This window comes from Microbacterium sp. F1-18, assembly GCF_052921305.1.
The window spans coordinates 189,191-216,002 of the sequence record NZ_JBREVD010000005.1 but is presented as its reverse complement, the minus strand read 5'-3'; the positions used below and the strand labels follow the sequence as shown (position 1 = coordinate 216,002).

20 protein-coding genes are annotated in these 26,812 nt (G+C 71.4%); 11 read left to right on the top strand and 9 right to left on the bottom strand.

Annotated features, from left to right (window positions below; translation table 11 throughout):
- The first annotated feature begins 131 nt into the window (after positions 1-131).
- Both ACU6RU_RS14600 and ACU6RU_RS14595 read left to right on the top strand, forming a co-directional pair.
- Positions 132-1,619: a DUF6421 family protein gene (locus tag ACU6RU_RS14600; protein WP_446726912.1), complete on the top strand. Its 1,488-nt coding sequence runs from the start codon at positions 132-134 to the stop codon at positions 1,617-1,619.
- Positions 1,620-1,700: 81 nt separating this feature from the next.
- Positions 1,701-2,768, top strand: coding sequence for a threonine aldolase family protein (locus ACU6RU_RS14595; protein WP_446726911.1), 1,068 nt, complete (start codon positions 1,701-1,703; stop codon positions 2,766-2,768).
- Positions 2,769-2,842: 74 nt separating this feature from the next.
- Here the strand turns inward: ACU6RU_RS14595 and ACU6RU_RS14590 are convergent, their stop codons facing one another.
- Positions 2,843-3,298: a VOC family protein gene (locus tag ACU6RU_RS14590; protein ID WP_289330293.1), complete on the bottom strand. Its 456-nt coding sequence runs from the start codon at positions 3,296-3,298 to the stop codon at positions 2,843-2,845.
- 99 nt (positions 3,299-3,397) lie between these two features.
- Between ACU6RU_RS14590 and ACU6RU_RS14585 the strand changes: the two genes are divergently transcribed.
- Positions 3,398-4,372: a helix-turn-helix transcriptional regulator gene (locus ACU6RU_RS14585; protein WP_446726910.1), complete on the top strand. Its 975-nt coding sequence runs from the start codon at positions 3,398-3,400 to the stop codon at positions 4,370-4,372.
- Between the two features lie 17 nt (positions 4,373-4,389).
- Here the strand turns inward: ACU6RU_RS14585 and ACU6RU_RS14580 are convergent, their stop codons facing one another.
- Together ACU6RU_RS14580 and ACU6RU_RS14575 are read right to left on the bottom strand one after the other, a co-directional pair.
- Complete coding sequence (locus tag ACU6RU_RS14580) at positions 4,390-6,309, bottom strand: M3 family metallopeptidase (protein WP_446726909.1); 1,920 nt, start codon at positions 6,307-6,309, stop codon at positions 4,390-4,392.
- A gap of 26 nt (positions 6,310-6,335) precedes the next feature.
- Complete coding sequence (locus ACU6RU_RS14575; protein WP_446726908.1) at positions 6,336-6,947, bottom strand: NUDIX hydrolase family protein; 612 nt, start codon at positions 6,945-6,947, stop codon at positions 6,336-6,338.
- Positions 6,948-7,004: 57 nt separating this feature from the next.
- Between ACU6RU_RS14575 and ACU6RU_RS14570 the strand changes: the two genes are divergently transcribed.
- The 4 genes from ACU6RU_RS14570 to ACU6RU_RS14555 all read left to right on the top strand — a co-directional run bounded on the left by ACU6RU_RS14570 (position 7,005) and on the right by ACU6RU_RS14555 (position 15,331).
- On the top strand, positions 7,005-7,658 hold the full coding sequence (locus ACU6RU_RS14570) for an alpha/beta hydrolase (protein WP_120264197.1): 654 nt from the start codon (positions 7,005-7,007) through the stop codon (positions 7,656-7,658).
- A gap of 215 nt (positions 7,659-7,873) precedes the next feature.
- Positions 7,874-9,541, top strand: coding sequence for an ATP-binding cassette domain-containing protein (locus ACU6RU_RS14565; RefSeq protein ID WP_446726907.1), 1,668 nt, complete (start codon positions 7,874-7,876; stop codon positions 9,539-9,541).
- Between the two features lie 212 nt (positions 9,542-9,753).
- Positions 9,754-14,565, top strand: a complete 4,812-nt coding sequence (locus ACU6RU_RS14560) for an Lhr family ATP-dependent helicase (RefSeq protein ID WP_446726906.1) — start codon at positions 9,754-9,756, stop codon at positions 14,563-14,565.
- Entirely contained in the window at positions 14,558-15,331 is a 774-nt protein-coding gene (locus tag ACU6RU_RS14555) for a DNA-formamidopyrimidine glycosylase family protein (RefSeq protein ID WP_120264194.1), read from the top strand. Before ACU6RU_RS14560 ends, ACU6RU_RS14555 begins: the two co-directional genes overlap by 8 nt.
- A 34-nt stretch (positions 15,332-15,365) precedes the next feature.
- Here the strand turns inward: ACU6RU_RS14555 and ACU6RU_RS14550 are convergent, their stop codons facing one another.
- Complete coding sequence (locus ACU6RU_RS14550; RefSeq protein ID WP_120264193.1) at positions 15,366-16,013, bottom strand: YitT family protein; 648 nt, start codon at positions 16,011-16,013, stop codon at positions 15,366-15,368.
- A gap of 230 nt (positions 16,014-16,243) precedes the next feature.
- Here ACU6RU_RS14550 and ACU6RU_RS14545 point away from each other — a divergent pair, with 230 nt between their 5' ends.
- Both ACU6RU_RS14545 and ACU6RU_RS14540 read left to right on the top strand, forming a co-directional pair.
- Positions 16,244-16,651, top strand: coding sequence for a transferase (locus tag ACU6RU_RS14545; RefSeq protein ID WP_120264192.1), 408 nt, complete (start codon positions 16,244-16,246; stop codon positions 16,649-16,651).
- Between the two features lie 75 nt (positions 16,652-16,726).
- The gene (locus tag ACU6RU_RS14540; RefSeq protein WP_446726905.1) at positions 16,727-17,491 is read left to right on the top strand and encodes a LysR substrate-binding domain-containing protein; all 765 of its coding nucleotides are present in this window, start codon (positions 16,727-16,729) and stop codon (positions 17,489-17,491) included.
- A 52-nt stretch (positions 17,492-17,543) separates the two neighbouring features.
- Here ACU6RU_RS14540 and ACU6RU_RS14535 read toward each other — a convergent pair whose 3' ends face one another.
- Positions 17,544-17,843 (bottom strand): hypothetical protein, encoded by a 300-nt coding sequence (locus ACU6RU_RS14535; RefSeq protein WP_120264190.1) that lies wholly within the window; start codon positions 17,841-17,843, stop codon positions 17,544-17,546.
- Positions 17,844-17,918: 75 nt separating this feature from the next.
- Between ACU6RU_RS14535 and ACU6RU_RS14530 the strand changes: the two genes are divergently transcribed.
- Entirely contained in the window at positions 17,919-18,644 is a 726-nt protein-coding gene (locus ACU6RU_RS14530) for a glutamine amidotransferase-related protein (protein ID WP_120264189.1), read from the top strand.
- 179 nt (positions 18,645-18,823) lie between these two features.
- Positions 18,824-19,435, top strand: coding sequence for a hypothetical protein (locus ACU6RU_RS14525; protein WP_446726904.1), 612 nt, complete (start codon positions 18,824-18,826; stop codon positions 19,433-19,435).
- A gap of 21 nt (positions 19,436-19,456) precedes the next feature.
- Here the strand turns inward: ACU6RU_RS14525 and ACU6RU_RS14520 are convergent, their stop codons facing one another.
- Genes ACU6RU_RS14520 through glgX form a run of 4 tightly spaced genes read right to left on the bottom strand, consistent with a single transcriptional unit; the run spans position 19,457 to position 26,718 of the window.
- On the bottom strand, positions 19,457-20,308 hold the full coding sequence (locus ACU6RU_RS14520) for a tryptophan-rich sensory protein (RefSeq protein ID WP_120264187.1): 852 nt from the start codon (positions 20,306-20,308) through the stop codon (positions 19,457-19,459).
- A gap of 31 nt (positions 20,309-20,339) precedes the next feature.
- Positions 20,340-22,076 carry a malto-oligosyltrehalose trehalohydrolase gene (gene treZ, locus ACU6RU_RS14515; RefSeq protein WP_446726903.1) on the bottom strand — a complete coding sequence of 579 codons (1,737 nt, stop codon included), beginning with the start codon at positions 22,074-22,076 and terminating at the stop codon, positions 20,340-20,342.
- Complete coding sequence (gene treY, locus ACU6RU_RS14510; RefSeq protein ID WP_446726902.1) at positions 22,073-24,508, bottom strand: malto-oligosyltrehalose synthase; 2,436 nt, start codon at positions 24,506-24,508, stop codon at positions 22,073-22,075. The genes treZ and treY overlap by 4 nt, the downstream gene beginning before the upstream one ends.
- Entirely contained in the window at positions 24,505-26,718 is a 2,214-nt protein-coding gene (gene glgX, locus ACU6RU_RS14505) for a glycogen debranching protein GlgX (protein ID WP_120264184.1), read from the bottom strand. The genes treY and glgX overlap by 4 nt, the downstream gene beginning before the upstream one ends.
- Positions 26,719-26,812: the final 94 nt, after the last annotated feature.

The following is a 26,812-nucleotide window of genomic DNA, read 5'->3' as shown; positions in this document are numbered from 1 at the left end:
CAAGCTCGATTGAGGTCAAGCGGCCGCTGCCCGATACATCCGTCGCCGAAAGCCCGGCGGCCGGTTAGGCTGACGCCACCTGTCCACCGCTCCCGCGCGGGAGCCGTACCTCGTAGATCGGAGGTTCCCCCATGTCCATCGCACAGACGCACCCCACCCCCGGTGCCGCCAAGACGATCATCGGCGAGCCCGAGGTCGTCGAGGACGGCGGCGCGGTCGACGCCCTGAGCATCGCGCTCGCCGACGGCGTCGAGCACGACCCGGCGTGGATCGCGCTGCGCGACGCCGCGACGGCGCTGCACGAGCTGCAGGCCGCCGACGGCTCCGTGCCCGACGCGGACGACCACGAGACGGCACGCCGCCACGTCGCGGCGATCACCGACGCGATCGGCCGACTCGCCCCGAGGTTCCCTCACGATGCCGACTACCTGGCGGCGTCGATCCGGGACTTCGACAGATGGGCGGGGTCCGATCATCCGGACGGCGCGGCTTCGACGGAGGGGGCATTCGGCGTGCCCGATTTCCTCGACTCGCTCGTGGCCTTCCAGCCGCAGCTCCACCGCGTCGACGGCATCCGCCACCTCGTCGTCTTCCCGATGTACACGCAGAACGGATCGCGGAACCGTCACGTCGAGGCGCTCCTGGTCGAGACGATCTGGCCCGAGGCGATCGCGCGACTCGAGACGATGTACCCCAACCGGCTCTTCGTCTCGTTGCGACTGCTCGACTTCACGCCCGGATACGACACCGACTCGGCCGTGCTGTTCCCCGAGACCGTCGCCATGCGCGAGATCCCGCCGTTCACGTGGGGGGCGATCTTCCAGGACCGCGAGGCGGCCCGCTATCGCCGCGTCGTGCGTGCCGCGTCCGACATCACGAAGCTCGACCTGCCGGCCGAGGCGGCGGAGATGCTCGACGACCAGGCGCTCACCGAACGGGCGTTCGTGATGTGGGACCTCATCCACGACCGCACCCACATGCGCGGCGATCTGCCCTTCGACCCGTTCATGATCAAACAGCGGATGCCGTTCTTCCTGTACTCCCTCGAAGAGCTGAGATGCGATCTGACGGCGTTCCGCGAATGCGTCGCGCTCGACCGGCGGCTGAGCGCCGAGACGGATCTCGACCCGGTCGACGCCGAGCTGCTGCGTCTGTCGCGGCTCGTGCAGTACGCCGTGATCTTCGACCGGATCTTCCGGTTCGCGATCACCGGATCGCGCGTGCGCAACTACGACGGGCTCGGCGGTCAGCTGCTGTTCGCCTGGCTGCACCGTCGCGGCGTGCTGCACTGGACCGACACCGCACTCGCCTTCGAATGGAGTGAGGTGCCGGATGCCGTCGTCGCCCTGGGCGATGCGATCGACCGGCTCTACTGGGAGTCGATCGACCGGCCGAAGACCGCGCACTGGCTGGCGGCGTACGACCTCGTGCGCTCGGTGCTCGAACCGCATCCCGCGTCGGTGTGGGCGCGCGGCCTGCCCGACGACGTCCTCGCGGGCCCGCCGAAGGGCTACACCGATGCCGTACTGGACGACGAGTTCCCGCTGTCGATGTTCTACGAGGCGCTCGAGAAGAAGATGCGTGACGTGATCGCCTCCACCCGCGGCATCCGCGGCTGACCAGCACCTGCTCCGCGGCTCGCGGATCCACCGGACACCGGCGGATCCGCGGGCCGCGGACTCGTGAGAAAGGATGAGGTCATGACCTCCCTGCACGACACGTCGGTGCGCGGCTTCGCGTCCGACAACTACTCCGGCATCCACCCGGAGGTCCTCGCGGCCATCACCGCCGCCAACGACGGCCACCAGACCGCCTACGGGTCGGACGTGTACACCGCCCGCCTGCAGGAACTCGTCGGCGAGCACTTCGGCGACGGTGCAGAGGCCTTTCCGGTCTTCAACGGCACAGGCGCGAACGTCACGGCCCTGCAGTCGATGCTGCCGCGCTGGGGCGCTGTGATCGCCGCGTCGACCGCGCACATCAACGTCGACGAGGGCGGGGCGCCCGAGCGCGTCGGCGGGATCAAGATCCTGAACGTCCCCACCGACGACGGAAAGCTCACCCCCGAGCTCATCGACCGCGAGGCGTGGGGCTGGGGAGACGAGCACCGCGCGCAGCCGCTCGTGGTCTCGATCACCCAGTCGACCGAGCTCGGCACGCTGTACACGCCCGACGAGCTGCGGACGATCGCCGACCACGTGCACGAACGCGGGATGCGGCTGCATATGGATGGCGCGCGCATCGCCAACGCCGCCGCAGCCCTGGGCCTGCCGCTGCGCGCCATCACGCGCGATGTCGGCGTCGATGTGCTCAGCTTCGGCGGCACGAAGAACGGCGCGATGCTCGGTGAGGCGATCGTCGTGCTCGACTCCGCGGCATCCGAGGGGCTGACCTACCTGCGCAAGCTCAACATGCAGCTGTCGTCGAAGATGCGCTTCGTCTCGGCACAGCTCGTCGCGCTGCTCGAGAACGACCTCTGGCGTCGCAACGCCGAGCACGCGAACGGGATGGCGCAGCGCCTGCGCTCTGCCGTCGAGGCGGGGCTCGCCGATGGTTCGGTGCGGGGTGTGGAGTTCACGCAGCCGACGCAGGCCAACGGCGTGTTCGCGGTGCTGCCCGAGGGCGTCGCCGACCGGCTGCGCGAGTCGTTCCGCTTCTACGATTGGGACGAGGCCCGCCGGGAGGTGCGCTGGATGTGCTCGTTCGACACGTCGGCATCCGACGTCGACGCGTTCGTCGCCGAGCTGGCGCGCCTCACGACCGAGTGACCACCGACTGACACGCGGCGCGACGCGCGACAGAGAGCCGCGGCGGAATCGATCCGACCGCGGCTCTCGTGCGTTCACGCGGCGGTGACGCTGAAGCTCCACGTGACGCCGAACCGGTCGGTGAGCATGCCGAAGCCGGCGCTCCACGCGGATGCCGCGAGCGGCTCGACGATGACGGCATCCGCGGCGAGCGCGTCCCACGGGCCGCGGAGTTCGTCGAGGCTTTCGGAACCGACCGAGACGAAGAACGCCTGATCGGTGAGGGTGGCGTTGTCGCGGCGGTGCGTCGAGCCGCCGCCGGCGATGGACCCCTCAGCGCTGCCCGGGATGTCGTACGCCATGACGCGGAAGCCGTTGCTGCCGGCGACGAGCCCGAAGACGACGGCATCCGCGCCGGGCAGACCTGCGGGCATACCGACCTCGGCATAGGTGGTGATGGCGACGTGGCCGTCGAACGCGGCGCCGTAGAACTCGAGCGCCTGGCGGGCGTCGCCGCGGAAGTTGAGGTGGGGGGTGGTCTGAATGGTCATCGCTACTCCTGAGAACGGGCCGGCCCGATCGGCTCGGCGAGCTCACCCTGACAGCCGTTCCGGTCAGTTTTTGTCCGCAATGACGGATACGGTGAGGCGATGCCGACGACCTCACGACTGCTGACCCTGCTGTCGCTCCTGCAGGCCCGCCGCGACTGGCCGGGCGGAGTGCTGGCCTCGCGGCTGGGAGTGAGCGACCGCACGGTGCGTCGCGACGTCGAGCGACTACGCGAGATGGGCTACCGCATCCAGGCGACGACGGGCCTCGACGGCGGGTACCGGCTGGAGTCCGGCAGCGAGCTGCCGCCACTCCTGTTCGACGAGGACCAGACCATCGCCGTAGCCCTCGCCCTGCGGACGGCACCCGTGCTGGGCGCAGGGATCGGCGAGGCCGCCGCGCGGGCGCTCACGACGATCCGGCAGGTCATGCCCTCGAGACTCCGGCACCGCCTCGACGCCCTGACCCCGACCGTCGTGGCCCGCCCGGGGGATGCCGCCGTCGCAGACGTCTCGCTCGAGGTTCTGTCGACTCTCGCGAACGCCATCCGCGACGGACTGACCCTGCGGTTCGACTACGGCGAGGCGCGCGATGCGGATGCCGTCGGATCCACGCCGGCCCGACGCGCGGAGCCGCATCATCTCGTGGCGTCGGGCGGCCGCTGGTACCTGGTCGCGTGGGACCTCGACCGCGACGACTGGCGCCTGTACCGGGTGGAGCGCATCCGGCCGCGCACACCGCTCGGCGCCGGCTTCGCGCGGCGAACGGTGCCCGGCGGCGATGTCGACGCGTTCGTCTCCGCGCGCTTCCGCGGGTCGGACTCGGGCACGTGGCCCTGTCGCGGCTCCGTCATGCTGCACCTGCCGGCGTCCGCTGTCATGCCCTTCGCCGGTGACGGCACCGTCACGCCGCTCGACGACGGGCACTGTCGGCTCGAGGCCGGGTCGTGGTCGTGGACCGCGCTCGCGGCCTCGTTCGGGCGGTTCGACGCCGAGCTCGAGGTCGTGGGTCCCCCCGAGCTCGCCGACGCGTTCGCCCTCCTCGCCGCCCGCTACGCCCGCGCGTCCCCCGCCTGACCGCCGGGGCGCGGGGGTCAGGCGCCGGCGAGCCAGGCCCGGTAAGCGTCGAACGAGTACGGGCGACCGAGGAAGTCGGCGACGAGGTCGGCCGCGTCGCGGCTGCCGCCCGGCTCGAGGATGCGCTCGCGATAGCGGGTCGCGACGGCCGGATCCATCAGGTCGTCGCCGAACGCCGAGAGCAGGTCGCGGGCGATGACGAGGCTCCACTGGTACGTGTAGTAGCAGGCGCCGTATCCGGTGAGATGCCCGAAGCCGGCGTACGTGTGTCCGTTCGGCAGTGGGTGCACGGGCGACGACGCGCGGTACCAACCCTCGACCGCGGCCTGCAGGTCGCTCGGCCGTTCGACGTGCAGCCCGTACGAGACGTTGGCGTGGCCGAGCTGACGGGTCACCTCGAGGGCGCGGCCGAAGGCGTCGGCCACCCGCATCCGCTCGACCAGGTCGGCCGGGATCGCCTCGCCGTCGGCGTTGCGCGCGAACGTCGCCAGCACGCCGGCGTCCCAGGCCCACTCCTCGAGCAGCTGGCTCGGCGCCTCGACGAAGTCCCACTCCGTCTCGATGCCGCTGAAGTCGGCCCAGACCGCATCGGCGCCGCCGAGGATGCCGTGGACGAGGTGGCCGAACTCGTGGAAGAACGTCACGACCTGGTCGTGCTCGAGCAGTCCGCGCGAGAAGTTGCACAGCAGCACGCCCTCCGGGAGCGAACGTCCCGCGATGCCGGGCGCGAGGTTGAAGCACGCCGCGTGGTTGTACTTGCCTTCGCGCGGGTGGAGGTCGAGGTGGATCCGGCCGAGCCGGCGATCGCCGCGGACGACGTCGTAGCTGCGGACGTCCGCGTGCCAGGCTCCCGCATCGACGGGGACATAGGTGACGTCGAGCAGTCGCGCGGTGACGTCGAGCACACCCGCCAGCACGTTGTCGAAGGCGAAGTACGCGCGCACGGCTTGGGCGTCGACGGCGTACTCCTCACGCTTGAGCGCGCTGAGGAGGTACCAGAGGTCGGCCGAGGTGACCGCATCGGCGTCGGGCTCGTCGACGCGCAGCCGCGCGAGCAGGCGGTCGTACTCGGCCGCGGCGGCCTCGCGGGTCGCCGCATCGATGTCATCGAGGAACGAGCGGATGGCGGCGCTCGAGCCGATCATGCGCGTCTCGGTCTCGTAGTCGGCCCAGTCGCCGTAGCCCAGCAGCTCGGCGCGCTCGGCGCGAACCGCGAGCAGCTCCCCGAGCACGGGATCGTTGTCGGGCCAGGCCAGGTCGTTGTACACCGACAGCAGCGCCGTGCGCGTCGAGCGGCGCACCGCGAACTCGCGCACGGGCATGAGGTCGGTGTACTCGGTCGTGAGGGTGATGAGGCCCTCGTCGTCGACCGGGTGAGCGTCGATGAAGTCCTGCGGCAGCCCCTCCAGCGCCTCGGCGGGGAGCTTCAGCTCGCGCCGGCCGTCGCGGATGTTGCGCGAGAACTGGAGCGACAGCTCGGTGTCACGCTCGGCGAGCGCCCGCAGCCGGTCGCGTGTCGCCTCGTCGCGGTCGACGCCGCCCCGGCGGAAGTCGCGCTGGATGTGTGCCAGCAGACGGCGGGCGGTGGCGTCGAGCCCGTCGGTGGCCAGCCCGTCGAACACGGCGAACAGCGCGGGGTCGAGCGCCCGCTGCGAGAGGAGCGCGTCGATCGCCTGCACGCGCGCCTCGGCCGCGGCCCGAACATCGGCGTCGGGGTGCGACTCGCTCAGCAGCGACGCCTCGGATGCCGCCTCGGCGACGGCGATCGACGCCTCGTTCCACAGCTGCAGACGGGCCAGCGGCGACAGCTCGTGCCCCGCGATCAGCTGGGCATCGATCTCGCGGACGCGGGCGATGCGGGCATCCGGGCGCTCGGCGGCGAACGCGAGCCATCCGGCGTGGTCGGCGGGGAAGGCGAGGGGCTGCGGATCGGTCATGCCCCGAGCCTACGCAGGCTCGGTCCTCAGCGGAGCGCGCCCACCGAGGCGAGCGCGAGTCGGATGAGGGTGCCCCGACCGCCTTCCATCTCGGCGGCGAGGGCATCGGATGCCGCTTCGGCGGGGTCGAGCCAGGTGACCTCGAGCGCGTCCTGACGGGGCTCGCAGGTACCCGTGACCGGCACGACGAAGGCGAGCGACACGGCGTGCTGGCGGTCATCGTGGAACGGACTGACGCCGGGGATCGGGAAGTACTCGGCGACGGTGAAGGGCGTGGGCGATGCCGGCAGGAGCGGGAAGGCCATGGGCCCGAGGTCGTTCTCGACGTGACGGAACAGCGCGTCGCGGATCGTCTCGCCGTAGCGCACGCGACCCGAGACGATCGTGCGCGTCATCTCGCCGACCGGGGTGGCCCGCAGCAGGATGCCGACCTGGGTCACGGCGCCGAGACCGTCGGTGCGCACCGGCACCGCCTCGACGTAGAGCATCGGCAGACGGCGGCGCGCCTCGGTGAGCTCGACATCGCTGAGCCAGGCCGGGTTCGTGGCTCCGCCGCCCGCGGCTCCGCGCAGCGGGTCGGCCGGGAGCGACGACTCGCCGCGCTCGTCGGGATCGGGATCGGGGGTGCGCACGGCCATGCCTCATGTATACCAATGACCCCCGGCGGTGTCGGAGGAGGCTGGCAGGATGGTCGCATGTCGTCCGTTCCGGCTCTCGATTCCGCGGCCGTGCGCTGGTCGGCCGCTCCCGCCGAGCGTGCCGGGCGGCCCCTGCTGGTGATGATGCACGGCTATGGCTCAGACGAGAACGACCTGTTCGCCCTCGCACCCCATCTCCCCGCCGAGTACGTCGTGGCCGCGGTGCGCGCTCCGCTCACCCCGCCCTTCCCGACGCCGGGGTGGTCGTGGTATCCGATCGAGGGCCTGAACGGTCGCGATCCGCAGGCGGCGACGGCATCCGCCCGCGCACTGACCGAGTGGATCGACGCGGAGCGGGGCGACGCGGCATCCGTCGGACTGCTCGGGTTCTCGCAGGGCGGGCTCATGGCGCTCGAGGCGCTCCGGCTCCGTCCGCACGATTACGCCTTCGCGGTGAATCTGTCGGGCTACGCCAACCCCGGCGACCTCGACACCGACGCCGAGCTCGCCCAACGGCGCCCACCCGTGTTCTGGGGCCGCGGCGCCCTCGACGACGTCATCCCGCCTGCGCTCGTCGCCATCACCGCGCAGTGGCTGCCCGGCCGGGTCGACCTGAGCGGGCGCGTCTACCCCGACCTCGGGCATGCCGTCTCGGCCGAAGAGCTGCGAGATGTCGCGACCTTCCTGCACAAGCAGCTCCCGTCGGCGTAGACTTCCCGGGCCCCTGTCCCGAGTGTGAGGAACGACCGTTGATCGGTTTCGACGCGACCGCGCTGTGATCCCGCGCTGATCCGTCGACCCTTCGGGCGTCCGACCAGGCCAGCGCATTCTTCGATTTCCGCGCTGGCCGCCGTACCGTTCCGCCCCGGTCGGGGTGTCTTCGGTGTCGGTCGCGCCCGCGCCCGACGACATCCGAGGAGGCAGTCATGCCCCATCCCGCACCCGCGGTCGTCCTCGACCGCATCACCCTCATCCACCCCGACGGCACCCCTGCCGTGCTCGACGTATCGGGAACCTTCGGCGCCGCACGCACCGGCCTCGTCGGCCGCAACGGCTCGGGCAAGACCACGCTGCTGCGGCTGATCGCAGGCGAGCTCATACCGACATCGGGCTCGGTCACCACGTCGGGGCGGGTCGAGCTGCTGCCGCAGCGCCTGACACTCGACGTCGAGCGGCGGGTCGCCGACCTGCTCGGCGTCGCCGCCGTCGTCGATGCCGTACGCGCCGTCGAGTCGGGAGACGTCGACCCTCGCCATTTCGACACGATCGGCGACGACTGGGACGCCGAGGCTCGAGCCGTCGCCGCCCTGACGGCGGCCGGCCTGCCGCCCGGGGCTCTGGACCGCCGCATCGGCGAGCTCTCGGGAGGTGAGGCCGTGCTCGCCGCGCTCGTCGGAGTGCGACTGCGCGGCGCCGAGATCGCGCTGCTCGACGAACCCACGAACAACCTCGATCGCGACGCGCGCGAGCGGGTCGGCGAGCTCGTGCGTGGGTGGCGGGGTGCGCTCGTCGTCGTCAGCCACGACACGACCCTGCTCGAGCTGATGGACGACACCGCCGAGCTCTACGGCTCCGAGCTCGACGTGTTCGGGGGTCCGTACTCGCAGTGGCGGACGTGGCGCGACACCGAGCAGGCGGCTGCGCGGGCGGCCGAGACCACCGCGGCCGCGACTCTCCGACGCGAGCGCCGGGACCGGGTCGAGACCGAGACGAAGCTCGCCCAGCGGGCTGCGATGGGAGCCAAAGCGCAGCGCGAGAAGCGGGTGCCCGGGATCATCTCCGGCAACCGCGCATCGGCCGCGCAGGTGTCGGCGGGTCGCGCGCGTGGCGAGGCGTCTGATCGCGAGGCGGCGGCGCGGTCGGCCCTGGATGCGGCGGGCCGGCGGGTCCGCGACGACGACACCGTGCGGATCGACCTGCCCGACCCGGGTGTCGCGGCGGGCCGGCGCCTCGCGACGATCGGCGACGGTGAGCGCTCGTGGATCGTGCAGGGGCCCGAACGGGTGGCGCTCGTCGGACCCAACGGCGCGGGGAAGACGACCCTGCTCGAGGCGCTGGTGCGGTCGGCGAGCGCTAATTCCTCAGAATCCGACGCTCCTGCGCCCCCTCACCCCGGCGGCCCGCCGGATGGCCCGGAAATGAGGAGTTGCGGCACGGCCGCCGCGCACACCGATCGCGTCGGATACCTCTCGCAGCGGATCGACGGCCTGCGGGATGAGGCGACGGTGCTCGACAGCGTGCGGGAGGCTGCGCCCGCGGCCACCGACGTCGAGCTGCGCAATCGCCTGGCGCGGTTCCTGCTGCGCGGCGACACCGTGCTGCGGCCCGTTGCGGCGCTGTCGGGCGGTGAGCGGTTCCGGCTGGCGCTGGCGTGCGCGCTCCTGGCGGATCCCCCGCCGCAGCTGCTCGTCCTCGACGAGCCGACGAACAACCTCGACCTCGACACGGTCGATCAGCTGGTGCAGGCGCTGTCCGCGTACCGCGGGGCGGTGCTCGTCGTCAGCCACGACGACGGCTTCCTCTCGCGCTTCGCACCCGGCCTGACGCTCGAGCTGCGTGACGGCCGGCTCAGCGAGGTCTCGCCCTCGTCGTGAGCCGAGGTCCCCGGTGCCCGTGGGGGTCGAGGTCCCCGTTGGGCCGGGCCGACAACACCGAGGTCCCCGTTGGGCCGGGAATGCCCGTCCTGTTCCCGGCCCAAGTGGGACCTCGCGGGGCGGGGCGGGGCGGGGGCGGGGGCGGGCTGGCATGGCGGATGCCGCGGGCGCAAGACCGCGCCGATGTCGGAGGTCCGCGCGAAGATGAAGGCATGGCCGATGTGCTCGCCCGATTCTCCGCGCCCACCGCGGACTGGTTCCGTGGCGCGTTCTCGAAGCCGACCTCGGCACAGGCCGGCGCGTGGGATGCCATCTCCGCCGGCAAGCACGCCCTCGTGGTCGCCCCGACCGGCTCGGGCAAGACCCTGTCGGCGTTCCTCTGGGCGATCGACCGGATCTTCCGCGACAAGGCGGCGGCCGGCCCCGTCGACGACAAGCCGGCGAAACGCCGCAGAACGGATGCCGCGCCGGCCGACACCCGCGTGCTCTACATCTCGCCGTTGAAGGCGCTCGGCGTCGACGTCGAGCGCAACCTGCGCTCCCCTCTCGTCGGCATCGGCCAGTCGGCGCGTCGGCTCGGGCAAACGGTGCCGGAGGTGACCGTCGGAGTGCGTTCCGGCGACACCTCCTCGTCCGATCGGCGCGCGCTCGTCGCCCGGCCGCCCGACATCCTCATCACGACCCCCGAGTCGCTCTATCTGATGCTCACGTCGCAGGCCTCCGAGACACTGCGCGGCGTGCACACCGTCATCGTCGACGAAGTGCATGCGGTGGCGGCGACGAAGCGCGGCGCGCATCTGGCCGTGAGCCTCGAACGCCTCGACGCGCTCCTCGACAAGCCGGCTCAACGCATCGGCCTCTCGGCCACCGTGCGCCCGATCGACGAGGTGGCACGCTTCCTCGGCGGCGCGGCTCCCGTCGAGATCGTCGCTCCGCGGGCCACCAAGGCGTTCGACCTCAACGTCGTCGTGCCCATCCCCGACATGCTGCATCCCCCGGCTCCTCCGGGCGCCGAAGAGGCGGGCGCCCCACGCGGTCGCGATGACGATGACGGCGATGACGACGGTGACGACGGTGACGGCGCCTGGTACCGCGCGCCGCAGGCGACGGAGGTCACCGGATCGGTGTGGCCCCACGTCGAGGAGGCGATCGTCGACCGCATCCTGCAGCACCGCTCGACGATCGTGTTCTCGAACTCGCGGCGCCTCGCCGAACGCCTCACCGGACGCCTCAACGAGATCTACACCGAGCGTCTCGGAGGTGAGCTCCCCGAGCCCACCGTTCCCGCGGGCATGATGGCGCAGGCCGGCGCCTCCGCCGGCGCTGAGCCCGTGCTGGCGAAGGCCCACCACGGCTCGGTCTCGAAAGAGCAGCGCGCCCAGGTCGAGGACGAGCTGAAGTCGGGTGTGCTCCGCTGCGTCGTCGCGACCTCGAGCCTCGAGCTCGGCATCGACATGGGCGCCGTCGATCTCGTCATCCAGGTCGAGGCGCCGCCGTCCGCGGCATCCGGCCTGCAGCGCGTCGGTCGGGCCGGTCACCAGGTCGGCGAGGTCAGCCGGGCGGCCCTCTTCCCGAAGCACCGGGGCGACGTCCTGCACACGGCGGTCGTCACCGAGCGGATGCTGGCGGGCAAGATCGAGGCGATCGCGGTGCCGCAGAACCCCCTCGACATCCTCGCCCAGCAGACGATCGCCGCATGCGCGACCGGCACGATCGAGGTCGAGGCCTGGTTCGAGACGGTTCGGCGCAGCGCCCCGTTCCGCACCCTCCCCCGCTCGGCCTACGAGGCGACGCTCGACCTGCTGGCCGGCCGCTTCCCGTCCGACGAGTTCGCCGAGTTGCGGCCGCGACTGGTGTGGGATCGCGACCAGGGCACGCTCACCGGCCGCCCCGGCGCACAGCGCATCGCGGTCACGAGCGGCGGCACGATCCCCGATCGTGGCCTGTTCGGGGTCTTCGTCGCCGGCGAGAGCCGCAACGCCCGCGTCGGCGAGCTCGACGAGGAGATGGTCTACGAGTCACGAGTCAACGACGTCTTCACCCTCGGCACGACGAGCTGGCGCATCGTGGAGATCACCCACGACCGGGTCAACGTCGTGCCCGCGTTCGGCCAACCGGGCAAGCTCCCCTTCTGGCACGGCGACGGCCTGGGGCGTCCGGCCGAGCTCGGCGAGGCACTGGGGAAGTTCAGCCGAGAGGTGTCGGCTGCCGGCCCCGAGAAGGCAACCGAACGGCTGCGCGAATCGGGGCTCGACGACTACGCGATCGAGAACCTCCTCGCCCACCTCGCCGAGCAGCGCGAGGCGACCGGCAGCCTGCCGACGGACCGCACCCTCACGGTCGAGCGCTCGCGCGACGAGGTCGGCGACTGGCGCGTCATCCTCCATTCCCCGTACGGCATGCACGTCCACGCACCCTGGGCGCTGGCGGTCAACGCGCGCATCCGCGAGCGTCTGGGCGTCGAGGGTGCGGCCGTCGCGAGCGACGACGGCATCATCGCGCGGGTGCCGGATGCCGCGGCCGAGCCGCCCGGTGCCGACCTCTTCGTGTTCGACGCCGACGAGCTCGAGCAGATCGTCACCGACGAGGTCGGCGGTTCGGCTCTGTTCGCTTCGCGCTTCCGCGAATGCGCGGCGCGCGCCCTGCTGCTGCCGAGACTCAACCCGAACAAGCGCGCGCCGCTGTGGCAGCAGCGGCAGCGCTCGGCTCAGCTGCTCGAGGTGGCCCGCCGGCATCCGTCGTTCCCGATCATCCTCGAGACCCTTCGCGAGGTGCTGCAGGACGTGTACGACCTGCCGGCCCTGCTGCGCATCACCCGCAGCATCGCCGACCGCCGCATCCGCCTCGTCGAGACGACGACGTCGCAGCCCTCGCCCTACGCCCGCGATCTGCTCTTCGGCTACGTCGGCGCGTTCATGTACGAGGGCGATTCTCCGCTCGCCGAACGCCGCGCCGCTGCCCTCTCGGTCGACCCGGCGCTGCTGTCAGAACTGCTCGGCAAGGTCGAGATGCGCGAGCTGCTCGATCCCGACGTCATCGCCCAGTTCGAGCGTGAGGCGCAGCGCCTCGCCCCGGATCGTCGCGCGCGGGGGGTCGAGGGGGTCGCCGACCTGCTCCGCCTGCTGGGGCCACTCGACGCCGAAGAGATCGCAGCCCGGCTCGAAGAGTCCACCGGCGCAGCGGAGGCGATCGGGACAGCAGAGGACACGAAGGCCGCGCCCGCTCCTCCGGTCGGCGATGCTCCTCCCCCACGGCGGGTCGCCGAGGCGGCCGAGCTGCTCCAGCAGCTCGTGACCGCCCGTCGGGCGATACCCGTCACGATCGCGGGCGTGCAGCGCACCGCGGCGATCGAGGATGCCGGGCGCCTGCGCGACGCGCTGGGCGCCGCCCTCCCCGTGGGTATCCCCACCGCGTTCCTCGAGCCGGTCGTCGATCCCCTCGCCGACCTCGTCGCGCGCCACGCCCGCACTCACGGGCCGTTCCGCACCGCCGACGTCGCGATGCGGCTCGGCATCGGCAGCGCCGTCGCGCGTCAGACGCTGCAGCGCCTCGAGTCGCAGGGACGCATCGCGAGCGGCTACTTCCTGCCCGAGTCGACCGGTTCCGAGGCCGACGACCTCGAATGGTGCGACTCGGAGGTGCTGCGGCGACTCCGGATGCGGTCGCTGGCCGCGATCCGCGGCAGCGTCGAGCCGGTCTCTCCCGAGGCGTTCGCTCGATTCCTGCCCGTCTGGCAGCACGTCACCCGGCCTCTCGAGGGCGTCGACGGCGTCGCCGCCGTGATCGAGCAGCTCGCGGGCGTCCCGATCCCCGCGAGCGCCTGGGAGTCGCTCGTCCTCCCCTCTCGCGTGCGCGACTACGCCCCCGGGATGCTCGACGAGCTGACGGCGACGGGCGAGGTGGTGTGGTCGGGGCACGGCACCCTGCCGGGGCGAGACGGCTGGATCGCGCTCCACCCCGCCGACATGGCTCCGCTCACCCTCGCGCTGGCCGACGCAGATTCCGACATCGACGAGTCGGCGACCTCGGGCGACCTCGACGTGCGCATCCTCGAGGCTCTCGCCGTCGGCGGCGGCTGGTTCGCGGGACAGCTCGTCGCCGCCGTCGGCGCCCCCAACGAGCAGAGCGTGCTCGACGCGCTGTGGCGCCTCGCGTGGGCCGGTCGCCTGACCAACGACACGTTCACACCGGTCCGCTCGCTCCTGTCGGGCGGCTCGCAAGCGCATCGGAGCGCCCGTCGCACGCCCCGGTCCCGCCTGTACCGGGGCACGCCGCTGGCACGCCCCACGACGACGCCTGCGGCGCCGCGCCCGTCGACCCTCGGCGGCCGATGGTCGCTGCTCCCCGCGGTCGAGCCCGATCCGTCGCTCCGCGTCACGGCCTCCGCCGGACTGCTGCTCGACCGCTATGGCGTCGTCACACGAGGCAGCGTGCAGTCCGAGGGCGTGCCCGGCGGTTTCGCGCAGGTGTACCGTGTGCTCGCCGGCTTCGAAGAGGCGGGCCATTGCCGCCGCGGCTACGTCATCGAGACGCTCGGCGCCGCGCAGTTCGCGGCATCCGTGACCGTCGACCGGCTGCGCGAGTTCGCAGCCCTGCCCGACCCGCCGCCGCGCCGCGCCGTGACGCTCGCCGCCACCGACCCGGCGAATCCGTACGGGGCAGCCCTCGGCTGGCCGGCGCTCGAGGGCGTCTCGCACCGCCCCGGGCGGAAGGCGGGTGGCGTGGTCGTCCTCGTCGACGGTGCGCTCGTGCTCTACCTCGAACGCGGCGGGCGCTCTGCGCTCGCGTTCACCGACGACGAAGAGGTGCTCACCGCGGCCGCGGCAGACCTCGTGAGAACCGCTCAGGCGCGGCGACTCGACACCCTGACCGTCGAGCAGGTCAACGGCGAGTTCGTCTACAACACCCCGACGGGCCGGGCACTGCGCGCGGGAGGTTTCGTCGAGTCGTCTCGAGGGCTGACCCTGCGGCGGCTGACCGCGGGCTCGCGGACGGCGATGTCGGGGAGCACCGAGCGTGCCTGAGGGCGACACCGTCTTCCGCGCCGCGCGCAAGCTGGGCGAGGCCCTCGTCGGGCAGGAGGTCACCCGTTTCGACATCCGTGTTCCCGGCAGCGCGACGGCCGATCTGCGCGGTGAGACCGTCTCGTCGTCGATCGCGCGCGGCAAGCATCTGCTGCTGCGCCTGGGATCGTACAGCCTGCACTCGCATCTGAAGATGGAGGGACGCTGGCACGTCTACCGTCACGGTGAGCGCTGGCGGGCACCCGCGTTCCAGGCGCGTGCGATCGTCGGGACGCGCGACCGAGACGCCGTCGGCTTCGAGCTCGCGATGGTCGAAGTGCTGCCGACCGCCGACGAAGACCGTCTCGTCGGCCACCTCGGGCCCGACCTGCTCGGTCCCGACTGGGATCTCGACGAGGCCGTGCGGCGCGTGAGCTCGGACTCGCGAGCGGCTCACGTCGCCCTGCTCGATCAGCGCAACGTCGCCGGCTTCGGCAACGTCTACGCGAACGAGCTGCTGTTCGTGCGCGGCATCCTCCCCACGACCCCCGCCACCGAGATCGACGCCGCCAGCGTGCTCGAGACCGGCTACCGGATGATCCACGCGAACCGCGACCGCGCGGCACGCACCTTCACCGGCAACGACCGCCCCGGGCAGCGGATGTGGGTCTACGGGCGCGAGAACAAGCCGTGCCGGCGATGCGGGACACTCATCCGGGCCGACGAGATCGGGGCTCTGCCCACGAGCGAGCGCAACGTCTTCTGGTGCCCGCGCTGCCAGAGCTGAGCCCACCGGAGCCCGCCCCCGGCGGGACCAGCGCTCAGCGGCCGATGTAGCGGCCGGGCCGGTGGTTCAGCACGAGGACGACACTCAGCACGACCGCGCCGGCGGCGCTGAGCAGCACGGCCGGCCAGGCGAGCACCAGCAGCGCGGAGGCGATGATCACGACGTCGAAGATCATCTGCGTCCATCCCGCGCTGAAGCCGGCGCGCTCCTGCAGGACGAGGGCGATGATGTTGACCCCGCCGAGGCTCGATCGGTGCCGGAACAGGATCAGCAGACCGACGCCGGCGAGCAGGTTGCCACCCAGGGTGCCGTAGATCGGTTCGATGCTCGCGAACTGCAGCAGGTGCTGGTGGACGAAGGTGAACGCCGACACGAGACCGATCGACACGAAGGTGCGGATCGTGAACGACACCCCCTTCTTCCACAGCGCCAGCGCCGCGAACGGCGCGTTCACGACCGCGAACAGAACCGGGAACGACCATCCCGTCGCGTAACCGAGGAGGAGCGCGAGGCCGGCTGTGCCCCCGGTCACCGAGCCCGACGACTGCAGCAGGTACAGACCGAGGGATGCCACGAAAGTGCCCGTCACGATGCCGAGCAGGTCCTCCGCGCGGGTGTGACGTGTCAGCGCGGCCTCGAAGACGAGGGAGGGTCCGGTCGAGGGTGCGCGAGTAGGCTCCACCCGCCCATCCTCGCAAACGACAGGGGCGCGGTCATCATCCGGCGCGAGCCGGGCATGTTATCGCGCCGACGTCACCTCGCACACCCCTTCGACCTCGGCGGCGGAACGTCGCACGCTTGTTCCAGCAAACCGGTCGGGCCGCCGCTCCGAATGATTCTTGGGAATGAAAACGCGGATCGTGGGGTTGTTTCCAGTACTCAGTACCGGAACCGGAACTGTCGGAGGGGATCGTGGGCAAGAACTACATCGACATCGAGAACGACCGTGGAGAGACGCTGCGTTACCGCAAGCACGCGAACGGTCGAGGCTTGATCGCGAACGGGGCCAAGGTGCACCCGACAGCGCTCGTCGAAGCAGGCGCCTACGTCGAACCCGGTGTGCAGGTCGCGGCGGGCGCTCACATCGGCCGCGGCGTATGGATCGAGCGCGAAGCGGTCATCGGCCCCAACGCCGAGATCGCGCCGCACGCGCACGTCGGATCCGGCGCGGCCATCGGCCCGCGGGCGAAGATCGGCATCCGCGCCTTCATCGGGGCGCACGCGCACGTCGCGGGCGGGTCTCTCATCGGTGACGACGAGAACATCGCCGACGGCGAGCACGTGGCGACGGACCAGCGCGGGCTCCGCCTGGCGGCGTGATCTGACGACGTTCGCCTCCGCCGGCGCCGGACGCTCGACCGTTCGGCTGCCGCGAACCCGGGATACGCTTCACGCATGACACCCGGACGCCCCTCGGGCCGCCCCGCGCGCAGCGGCGGCCGCGGCACGGGCGCACCCGGACGCCGTGGCGCTCCCTCCCCCGGCCGGCGCGCCGGAAGCGGCAGCACGGGGGACCGGACGGTGCCGCCGCGCCGTGAACCGGGAACCGCACGCCCCGACACCGCTGCTCTCGGGTCGTTCCGCCTCGGGGCTGCCCCGGGCGCCACGCCGGGCAAGTGGATCGACGTGTGGAAACAGCGGATGCCGGGCAACCCGATCGACCTCGTCACGGTCGGATTCGACGACCAGGCCGCCGCTCTCGCGGACGGCGACGTCGACGCTGCCCTCGTCCGGCTTCCGATCGACCGCTCCGGGTTGAGCGTCATTCCGCTCTACGACGAGACGACGGTCGTCGTGTGCGGCGCCGACTCGTCGCTCACTGCCGCCGACGAACTGACCCTCGCCGATCTCGTCGGCGAGGTCGTGATCGTGCCCGCTGACAATCCCCTGGGACTCGAGGTGCCTGGCGCCGTCGCCCCCGCCTTCCCCGCCCTCGCGACGACGGAAGATGCGGTCGCCACGGCCGCCACGGGCGTCGGCATCGTGCTCGTGCCGATGTCACTCGCGCGGCTGCACCATCGCAAAGACACGGCCTTCCGCCCCGTCGTCGATGCGCCGACCTCGACGATTGCGCTCGCGTGGCAGACGGAAGCGACCACGCCTCTCGTCGAGACCTTCATCGGGATCGTCCGCGGCCGCACCGCGAACTCGTCGCGTTGAATCCGTCGCCCTGACGGACGCCGACGCGGTCCGGGTCGATCCACGCCGGGAGTCACGCTCCGTGCAGCCGCCGCTCGCCGTCGGGGATCGCCCCCGGCACCGGAGTGCGTGTCAGCAGAGTGACGGCGTCGATCGGATCGTCGGCCGCGACGGCATCCGGATCCGCCTCGAGCTCGACGACGACTGGGACCGGCAGCCGCATCGACGCCCGCGCCTCGCGTGCCCGCGCCTCGATGCCGGATGCGTCGGCGGGGCGGCGCACCCGCCAGCCCCGAGACGCCGCGGCCGCATCGAGCCGATCGAGCACCCCGCTGATCCCGGTCGGGTCGGTGACGATCACACGCGCTGTCATCGGGCCATTGTGCACCTCTCGTCACGGAAGGTCATCCCCGCCGGGCGGCGTCGACGCGGCCCCTAGACTTTCGGCATGGCCCCGCTCGTGTACGTCTGCGTGCGCCCGCAGCAGACGGCCGCCGAGGCCGAGTACGCCTCGTTCAGGACCGCCATGGGTCTCGACGAGTCCGCGCTCGAGCGCATCGACCTGACCCGCGACGCCCTGCCCGCTGACGCGTTCACGCGCTGGCGCGGCTTCGTCGTCGGCGGCAGCCCGTTCAACGCCACCGACGATCCCGGTGCGAAGCCGGAGGGACAGTTGCGGCTGGAGGCCGACCTCGCCCGGATCGCCGAGGCCGCGGCATCCGCTCAGACGGCTGCGCTGTTCACCTGCTTCGGCATCGGCGTGGCGACCACGCACCTCGGCGGCACGATCTCGCGCGACTTCCCGGAAGACACCGGGCCGACCGAGGTGACGCTGACGGATGCCGGACGGGCCGACCCGCTGCTCGGCTCGCTCTCCCCCACCTTCACGGCGCTCACGGCGCACAAGGAGGGCACCGAGACGCTTCCGGCCGGAGCGGTGCTGCTCGCGACGAACGACGAGTGCCCGGTGCAGGCCTACCGGGTGGGCGATCGCCTGTACGCGACGCAGTTCCACCCCGAGCCGACCCCGCGGGACTTCACGGAGCGCATGACGGTCTACCGCAACGACGGCTACTTCGATGCCGACGATTACGATCGCGTCGCGGCTCGGGTGCTCGCGGCCCCCGTGACCGAGCCGAGCCGCCTCCTCGCCGCCTTCGCCGCCACGTTCTGACGCCGAGCGCGATACATCCGTCGGATCGACGGTGCGTGTGTGGCCTTGCGACGCCGACGGTTGTATCACCATCGCGCAAACATCACGTTTCGGTAACGCTCTGAGCATCTCTCGTCAGATCGGACCGGCCACGAGGTCTCGCCATCGGGCGCGCATCCGGCCCGGACGAAGGAGACGTCGTGACCACGATCACCGCCGCGGTTCGCGGACCAGACATGACCGCTGTTCGATGCGACGGCGGGACGCTGTTCGTGTTCTCGGATGACGCGGCGTTCTGGCTCCTCGCACACCTGACCCCCGCGCTCGCCGACCTGGAGGACCGCTCGTCCCACCCGCCCGTCGCGACGGCCGCCGACCGGCTGGCGGATTTCGCGGTCGCGGTCCGGCAGCGCCTCGACAGCACGCCGCTGGGAGCACCCACCGCCGCGCGACTACGGGCAGCTCGCCGGTCGGTTCAGACGCAGACGGATCACCTGGGCGCGGAGCTCGCCCGCCGCAAGCCGCGCGGTCCACGTGGACCATTCGTCGAGCAGCACGGGTCGGTGAAGGAGTTCCTCGATGCGCAGTACCCCACCCTCGTCGACATCGCAGCACTGGCGCGCTCGCAATCGCGATGGAACGAGGCAGGCGTCGTCGACGAGGCCTACCGCCTGTGCGCGGCGATCATCTGCCGTTCGCACCTTCTCGCGCAGCTCAGCGTCCACCCACCGGCGCAGCTGAACCGGGCCTACGCACGAGCGCTGCGATCGTTGGGGCTGTGGGCGATACATTCGTCGCATCCGCGGGGCTGAAGCCGCCTGGCGCGCCGGCTGTCAGGCCGTGCGCGGTCGGCGCAGGATGCCGCGGTGCTCGCGGCCGTTCGAGCGCCAGGCCGTGACGGCTGCCGCAGCCACCACCACGACGATGACCGCGACGGCGGCGACGGCGACCGGGGTCGAGTGGGGCTGATCGGTCGTCCGGGCGATCGCGACCCATGCCAGACCCCACGACAGCGCGATGATGGGCGACGGCCGGCCACGCGAGAAGGCGGCGATGCCGACGCCGACCGCGGCGACGACCACGAGCACGGCCACACCCCACACGTCCGCCTGCGCTCCCCACGACTCGGGCACCGTCCGGCTGAGCCACGCGGTCACGTTGGCGACCGTGGCCAGCGACACCCACCCGAGGTGGAGGCCCACCGTGGCGTCCATCAGCAGCCGGTCGCCGGCCGACCGGGGCCGCGACAGCACGAGCAGCCGGAACGTCCATCCGAGAGCGGCGAGCAGCGCGACGATCGCGACGACCGTGAGCGGCAGCGTCGTGAACTGCGCCGCGAGCAGCCATCCCCCGTTGAGGACGGCCGTCAACGCGATCCACCACCCCACGAGCCGCTGCCGGTCGCGCGAGCGCTGCGCGGGCAACGCCTGCCAGACCGTGTAGCCGATCATGAAGAGGTAGATGACGGACCAGATGCTGAAGGCCTGCGTCCCCGGGGCGAGCACCGTCGAGTCGGCGTCGAGCGCACCGCCCTGCAGGTCGCGCACGTTCGTCCCGCCGAACAGGCCCGTGCCGACCATCGCCGCGATGATCATGAAGACGACGGCCGAGATGACCGCGATCTGCCGAACGAGGTCGGACGGCTGCCGCGGAGACCGTGCGGCGTGGTGGGCTGTGGTGCTCATCACCCCACGGTAGATCCGGCGCCGCCCTCGGTCATCCGCTTGACAGATCCGGCCCCACGATGGCGGCGGAGTTCGGCTCCACGACGAGCATCTCGTCGACGATCCGGCCCGGCCGCGTCTCGAGCCAGACCGTATCACCGCGCAGCTCGACCCGCCACGGCTCGCGCGAGAGGTTCGCCAGCACGCGTGCGCGGCCGCGCTGCAGGTCGTAGAGCCGGCCGCCCTCACCCTCCGACGCCCCGGCACCGCGCGCGGTGAAGCGGGGATCGGTCAGGTCGGGGACCGAACGACGCAGCCGGCCCAGCTCGCGGTACAGAGACAGCAGGCGCGCGTGATCGCCCTCGTGCGCCTCGGTCCAGTCGAGTTTCGACCGCAGGAAGGTGGCCGGGTCGTTGGGATCGGGCACGAGGTCTTCGTCCCAGCCCATCTCGGCGAATTCCTGCTTGCGACCGGCCGCGGTCGCTTCGGCGAGTTCGGGCTCGGGGTGCGATGTGAAGAACTGCCACGGCGTGGACGCTCCCCACTCCTCGCCCATGAACAGCATCGGAGTGCCCGGCGCCGTGAGCGTGAGGACGGCGGCGACCGCGAGCCGATCGGCATCCAGCGTCGCCGAGAGCCGGTCGCCCGCGGCGCGGTTGCCGATCTGGTCGTGATCCTGCGCGAACGTCACGAGCCGCCACGACGGCGATTCCGGCGGCAGCGGACGACCGTGATCGCGGCCCCGGAACGAAGAGTAGGTGCCGTCGTGGAAGAAGCCCGCGTTCCAGGTCTTCGGCAGGGCGTCGAGCGCGTCGAAGTCGGCGTAGTAGCCGACCGTCTCGCCCGTGAGCGCGACGTGCACGGAGTGGTGCCAGTCGTCCGACCACTGCGCCGTCATCCCGTGGCCGCCCGCCTCGCGCGGCAGGATCATGACGGGATCGTTCATGTCGCTCTCTGCGATGAGCGTCAGGGGGCGCCCGAGGTGAGTGCTGAGCGCGTCGACCCGGTCGGAGATCTCGCCGAGGACGTGCAGCGGGCTGTCGTCGTCGTGCAGGGCGTGCACGGCGTCGAGCCGCAGTCCGTCGACGTGGAAGTCGCGCAGCCACATCTCGGCGTTGCCGATGATGTACTCGCGAACGGCATCCTCATCGAGGTTGACGCTGTCGCCCCACGTGTTGCGACGGCCGTCGCGCAGGTACGGGCCGTACTCGGGCAGGTAGTTGCCGGAGGGACCGAGGTGGTTGTAGACGACATCCTGGATGACGGCGAGCCCGGCCGCGTGCGCGGCGTCGACGAACCGGCGGTAGGCCTCCGGCCCGCCGTAGCTCTCCTGCACCGCGTACCAGAGCACCCCGTCGTAGCCCCAGTTGTGGGTGCCGTTGAACGCGTTGACCGGCAGCAGCTCGACGTGGGTCACACCGAGCTCGACGAGATGGTCGAGCCGGCCGATGGCGGCGTCGAGCGTGCCGGAGCTGGTGAAGGTGCCGATGTGCAGCTCGTAGATGATGCCGCCGGCCAGCGGCCGACCGGTCCAGCCGTGGTCCGTCCACGCGAACGACGACGGATCGTCGACCGCGGAGAGGCCGTGCACACCGTCGGGCTGCCGCCGCGAGCGCGGGTCGGGGCGCGCGTCGTCACCGTCGCCGAGCACGAAGCCGTAGCGGTCGCCCGGCGCGAGCTCGACGTCGGCCGACCACCAGCCGTCGACCGAGCGCGAGAGCTCGACGTCCGCGGCATCCGGTCGTCGGAGCCTCACCCGGTCGGGGCGCGGGGCCCACACCTCGATCATGCGTTCTCCCCTTCGGCGGAATGACGGTCGGCGGTCGGATGCTGGGCGGTCGGATGCTCCGCGGCGAGGAGCGCGACGGGATAGGTGTCGAGAAGATCGGCCAGCCGCACGGCGCCGCCGTCCCATGCACGGCCGGTCAGCTGGTCGACGTGACGCCCGGGCGGAACCATCACGACCGTGTCGCCCCACCCTCCGCGCGCGGCGAGGCCCACGGGCAGGCGTGTGGCGACGCTGACGGCGCCGCCGCGGTCGAATGCGACGGCGTGATCGGCGGCGGGGCCGACGACGGGCAGCGGCGCGTAGCGCGTGAACAGCTCGGGGCGATCGCGGCGCAGACGCAGCGCGCGCGAGACGACGAGCAGCTTCACCGCTCCCGAGTCGTCGATCTCGGGATGCCATCCACCGTCGAGCTTCGCCAGCAGCGCGCGGCGCTCGGTGAAGTCGACGTCGCGACGGTTGTCGGGGTCGACCAGAGACAGGTCCCACAGCTCGGTGCCTTGATAGACGTCCGGCACCCCCGGTGCGGTCAGCTGCAGCAGCTTGGCGGCGAGCGAGTTCGATCGGCCGGGCATGGTCAGCTCGCCGACGACTTCTTCGACGGCCGCGCGGGCCTCGCCCGAGATCGCGGCGTCGACGAGCGAGGCGGTGCGCGCCTCGGCATCCTCGTCGGGGTCGGTCCAGGTCGTGACGATGCCGCCCTCGCGCGACGCCTTCTCCGCGTAGTCGCGCAGCCGGTCGGGCGATGCGGGCCAGGCGCCCACGATCGCCTGCCAGAGCAGGTCGTCCAGGCGCCCGTCGCCGGTGGACGCGATCGCCCGCAGACGTCCGAGCGCGTCGCGCCAGCGGTCGGGCACCTCGGCGATGACCGACAGCCGGGCCCGGACGTCCTCGCTGCGCTTGGTGTCGTGTGTGCTCAGCGCCGTCAGGGCCTGCGGCCACATCGCCTGCCGCTGCGCCTGTGCGCGGTGGAAGCCGGCGACGTCGAGCGCGAAGACGCCCGGATCGCCGCCCACCTCGGTGAGCGTGCCGACACGCGGGTACCGGTAGAACGCGCTGTCTTCGACGCCCTTGGCCATGACCGGGCCGGTGGTCTGCCCGAACCGGCGGCTCAGCTCGGTGTCGCCGGCGGTCACCAGCGGGGCGAGGACCGCGATGGCGTCGGCGAGATCGGGACGGGATGCGGATGCCGCGGCCACCGCCTCCGCGACGAGCTCGTCGCCGACCGGCGGGTACACGCGATACACCGAGAAGCTCGTCAGGAGCTCGGCGAACGCGTCGCGGGCGACATCCGCTCCGAGCTCGTTCCGCACGTCGTCGGGCAGGCAGCGGACGAGCCGGCCCACCTCGGCGGCCTGCAACGTGTCGGCGACCGCACGCTTGGCCTCGCGAACGATCTCGTCGTACGACGCCGGAGCATCCGCCGAGCGCAGTGACGCGTCGAGATCGTCGAGCCGGCTCTCCCCGGCGGGGTCGATGAGCACGCGGTCGATCTCGGCCATCGCGTCGTAGCCGGTCGTGCCGGCTGTCGCCCACCACGCCGGAAGCTGCTCAGGATGATCGGTCGCAGCGTGCTCGAGGATCTTCTCGACGACGACGTACGCGCCGCCGGTGGCCTCGGCGAGCTGCTCGAGATATCCGCCCGGGTCGGCGAGACCGTCGGGGTGGTCGATGCGCAGGCCGTCGGCCAGACCCTCGCGCAGCCAGCGGAGGATCTCGGCGTGGCTCGCCTCGAAGACCTCAGGCAATTCGACCCGCACACCCGCGAGCGTGTTCACGGCGAAGAAGCGCCGGTAGTTCAGCTCGCTCGCGTCATCGCGCCAGAACGCGGCGCGCCAGTGCTGGGCCGCCAGGACGGCATCCACCGTCGCGGGGTCGGTCGTCGCCGCCGCGGGGGCGGTGCCGTCTGCCAGCGGCAGCACGTGGTCGTAGTAGCGGGCGACGCCCTGGGCGCCGTGCGCCTCATCGGCCGTGACCGGCGCGACCTCGATCTCGCCCGCGGCGACGGCCTCGCGGAGCGTGGAGCCGAGGATCGGCAGACCGACCTTGCCCCCGCCGTGCTCCCAGTCGATGTCGAACGCGTCGGCGTGCGCCGACCCCCGGCCGTGCCGGAGGACGTCCCACCACCACGGGTTCTCGGCGGGCACCGCGACACCCTGATGGTTCGGCACGATGTCGACGAGCACGCCGAGTCCGGCATCCCGAGCAGCCGCCGAGAAGCGCGCCAGCCCCTCGGGGCCGCCGCGGCGCGGATCGACCGTCGTCGGGTCGACGACGTCGTACCCGTGGTCCGACCCCTCTGCCGCTGCGAGCAACGGCGAGAGGTAGGCCCAGTCGACGCCGAGGTCGCGAAGGTAGTCGGTGATGCCCGCCGCGGCTCCGAGGTCGAACGCCGGTCGGATCTGCAGCCGGTATGTCGAGATCGGGGCGGTCATCGGCCGGGCAGCTCCGGGGTCGGCGCCTCGGCGGGGATGATGTCGATCGGCGTCGTGTAGGCCGCGAGTGACGCGGCGACCGAGTGATCGGCCTCGGCCTCGGGCTCGACGTACTCGCCGAGCACGACGAGCGACTTGGCACGCACCTGCAGCGCGTTGCCGCCCGCGAGCGGGTCGGTCCCCACGAGTTCGCCGCTCGTGTCGATCAGCACTTCCCACCGGTCGGCGTACTGGTCGGAGGGGACGGTGAACTCCACTTCGTCGTCGCCGGCGTTGAACAGCACGAAGAAGTGGTCGTCGGAGATGTCCTCGCCACGACGATCGCGCTCGCGGATGCCGTCGCCGTTGAGGAAGACGCCGACCGCGCGCCCGAACCCGGAGTCCCAGTCCTCGGGCTGCATCGCGGTGCCGTCGGGTCGCAGCCACATGATGTCGGGCACCGGAGCGCCCTCTTCGCGCCGCACCGGACGCCCGTCGAAGAACCGGCTGCGCCGGAACGTCGGGTGCAGCCGGCGCAGACGCGCGAGGGCTGCGGTGAACTCGATGAGCGGCTGGTCGACCTGATCCCAATGGATCCACGTCAGCTCGTTGTCCTGCGCGTAACCGTTGTTGTTGCCCTGCTGCGTGCGACCGAGCTCATCACCGTGGCAGATCATCGGCACGCCCTGGCTGAGGAGCAGCGTCGCGAGGAAGTTGCGCTGCTGGCGGGCACGCATCGTCAGGACGTGCGGGTCGTCGGTGGGTCCTTCGACGCCCATGTTGTAGGAGCGGTTGTGCGACTCGCCGTCGTTGCCGTCCTCGCCGTTGGCGTCGTTGTGCTTCTCGTTGTACGACACGAGGTCGCGCAGGGTGAAGCCGTCGTGTGCCGTGACGAAGTTGATGGATGCCACGGGCCAGCGGCCGTCGTGCTCGTAGAGGTCGGCCGAGCCGGTGAGACGCGAGGCGAACTCGCCGAGCGTCGAGGCCTCGCCCCGCCAGAAGTCGCGGACCGTGTCGCGGTACTTGCCGTTCCACTCCGTCCACTGCGGCGGGAAGTTGCCGACCTGGTAGCCGCCGGGACCGATGTCCCACGGCTCGGCGATGAGCTTGACCTGCGACACGATCGGATCCTGCTGCACGAGCTCGAAGAAGGCCGACAGCCGGTCGACGTCATAGAACTCTCGCGCGAGGGTCGCGGCGAGGTCGAAGCGGAAGCCGTCGACATGCATCTCGGTCACCCAGTAGCGCAGCGAGTCCATGATCAGCTGCAGCGCGTGCGGGTTGCCGACGTTCAGGCTGTTGCCGGTGCCGGTGTAGTCGGTGTAGTAACGCTTGTCGTCGTCTTCCAGGCGGTAGTAGGCCTCGTTGTCGATGCCGCGCATCGACAGGGTCGGCCCCATGTGGTTGCCCTCGGCGGTGTGGTTGTAGACGACGTCGAGGATGACCTCGATACCGGCCGCATGCAGCGCCTTGACCATCGCCTTGAACTCCTGCACCTGCTGACCATGGTCACCCGTGGCCGAGTAGGTGTTCTGGGGCGCGAAGAACGCGATGGTGTTGTAGCCCCAGTAGTTCGACAGCCCCTTCTCCTGCAGCGTGGAGTCGTTGACGAACTGGTGCACCGGCATCAGCTCGATCGCCGTGATTCCGATCTTCTTGAGGTGCTCGATGACGGCAGGGTGCGCGAGCCCGGCGTACGTTCCGCGGATGTCCTCGGGGATGTCGGGATGCAGCTGGGTCAGGCCCTTGACGTGCGCCTCGTAGATCACGCTCTCGGCGTACGGGATCTTCGGCTGACGGTCGCCCGCCCAGTCGAAGAACGGGTTGACGACGACACCCTTCATCATGTGCGCGGCCGAGTCCTCGTCGTTGAACGAGTCGGGCTCGCCGAAGTTGTAGCCGAAGACCGGCTGCCCCCAATCGATCTGACCCTCGACGGCCTTGGCGTACGGGTCGAGCAGCAGCTTGCTCGGGTTGAACCGCTTGCCGTCGGCCGGGTCGTTCGGACCATGCACGCGATATCCGTAGCGCTGACCCGGCTGCACGTTGGGCAGATAGGCGTGCCAGACGAAGGCGTCGACGTCACGCAGCTCGACGCACGTCTCGGTGCCGTCCTCATCGAAGAGGCACAGCTCCACCTTGTCGGCTCCTTCGCTGAAGAGAGCGAAGTTCGTTCCGTTACCGTCGTACGTCGCTCCGAGCGGATACGCGGAACCCGGCCATGCCTGCATGTGTTCTCCCCTGTTCGTGAGGCTCACACTACTCAGCCGGAATCACACGACCCGGTGCCCTTGACAAGTGCGCTCATCCGGTCGACTCGCCCAC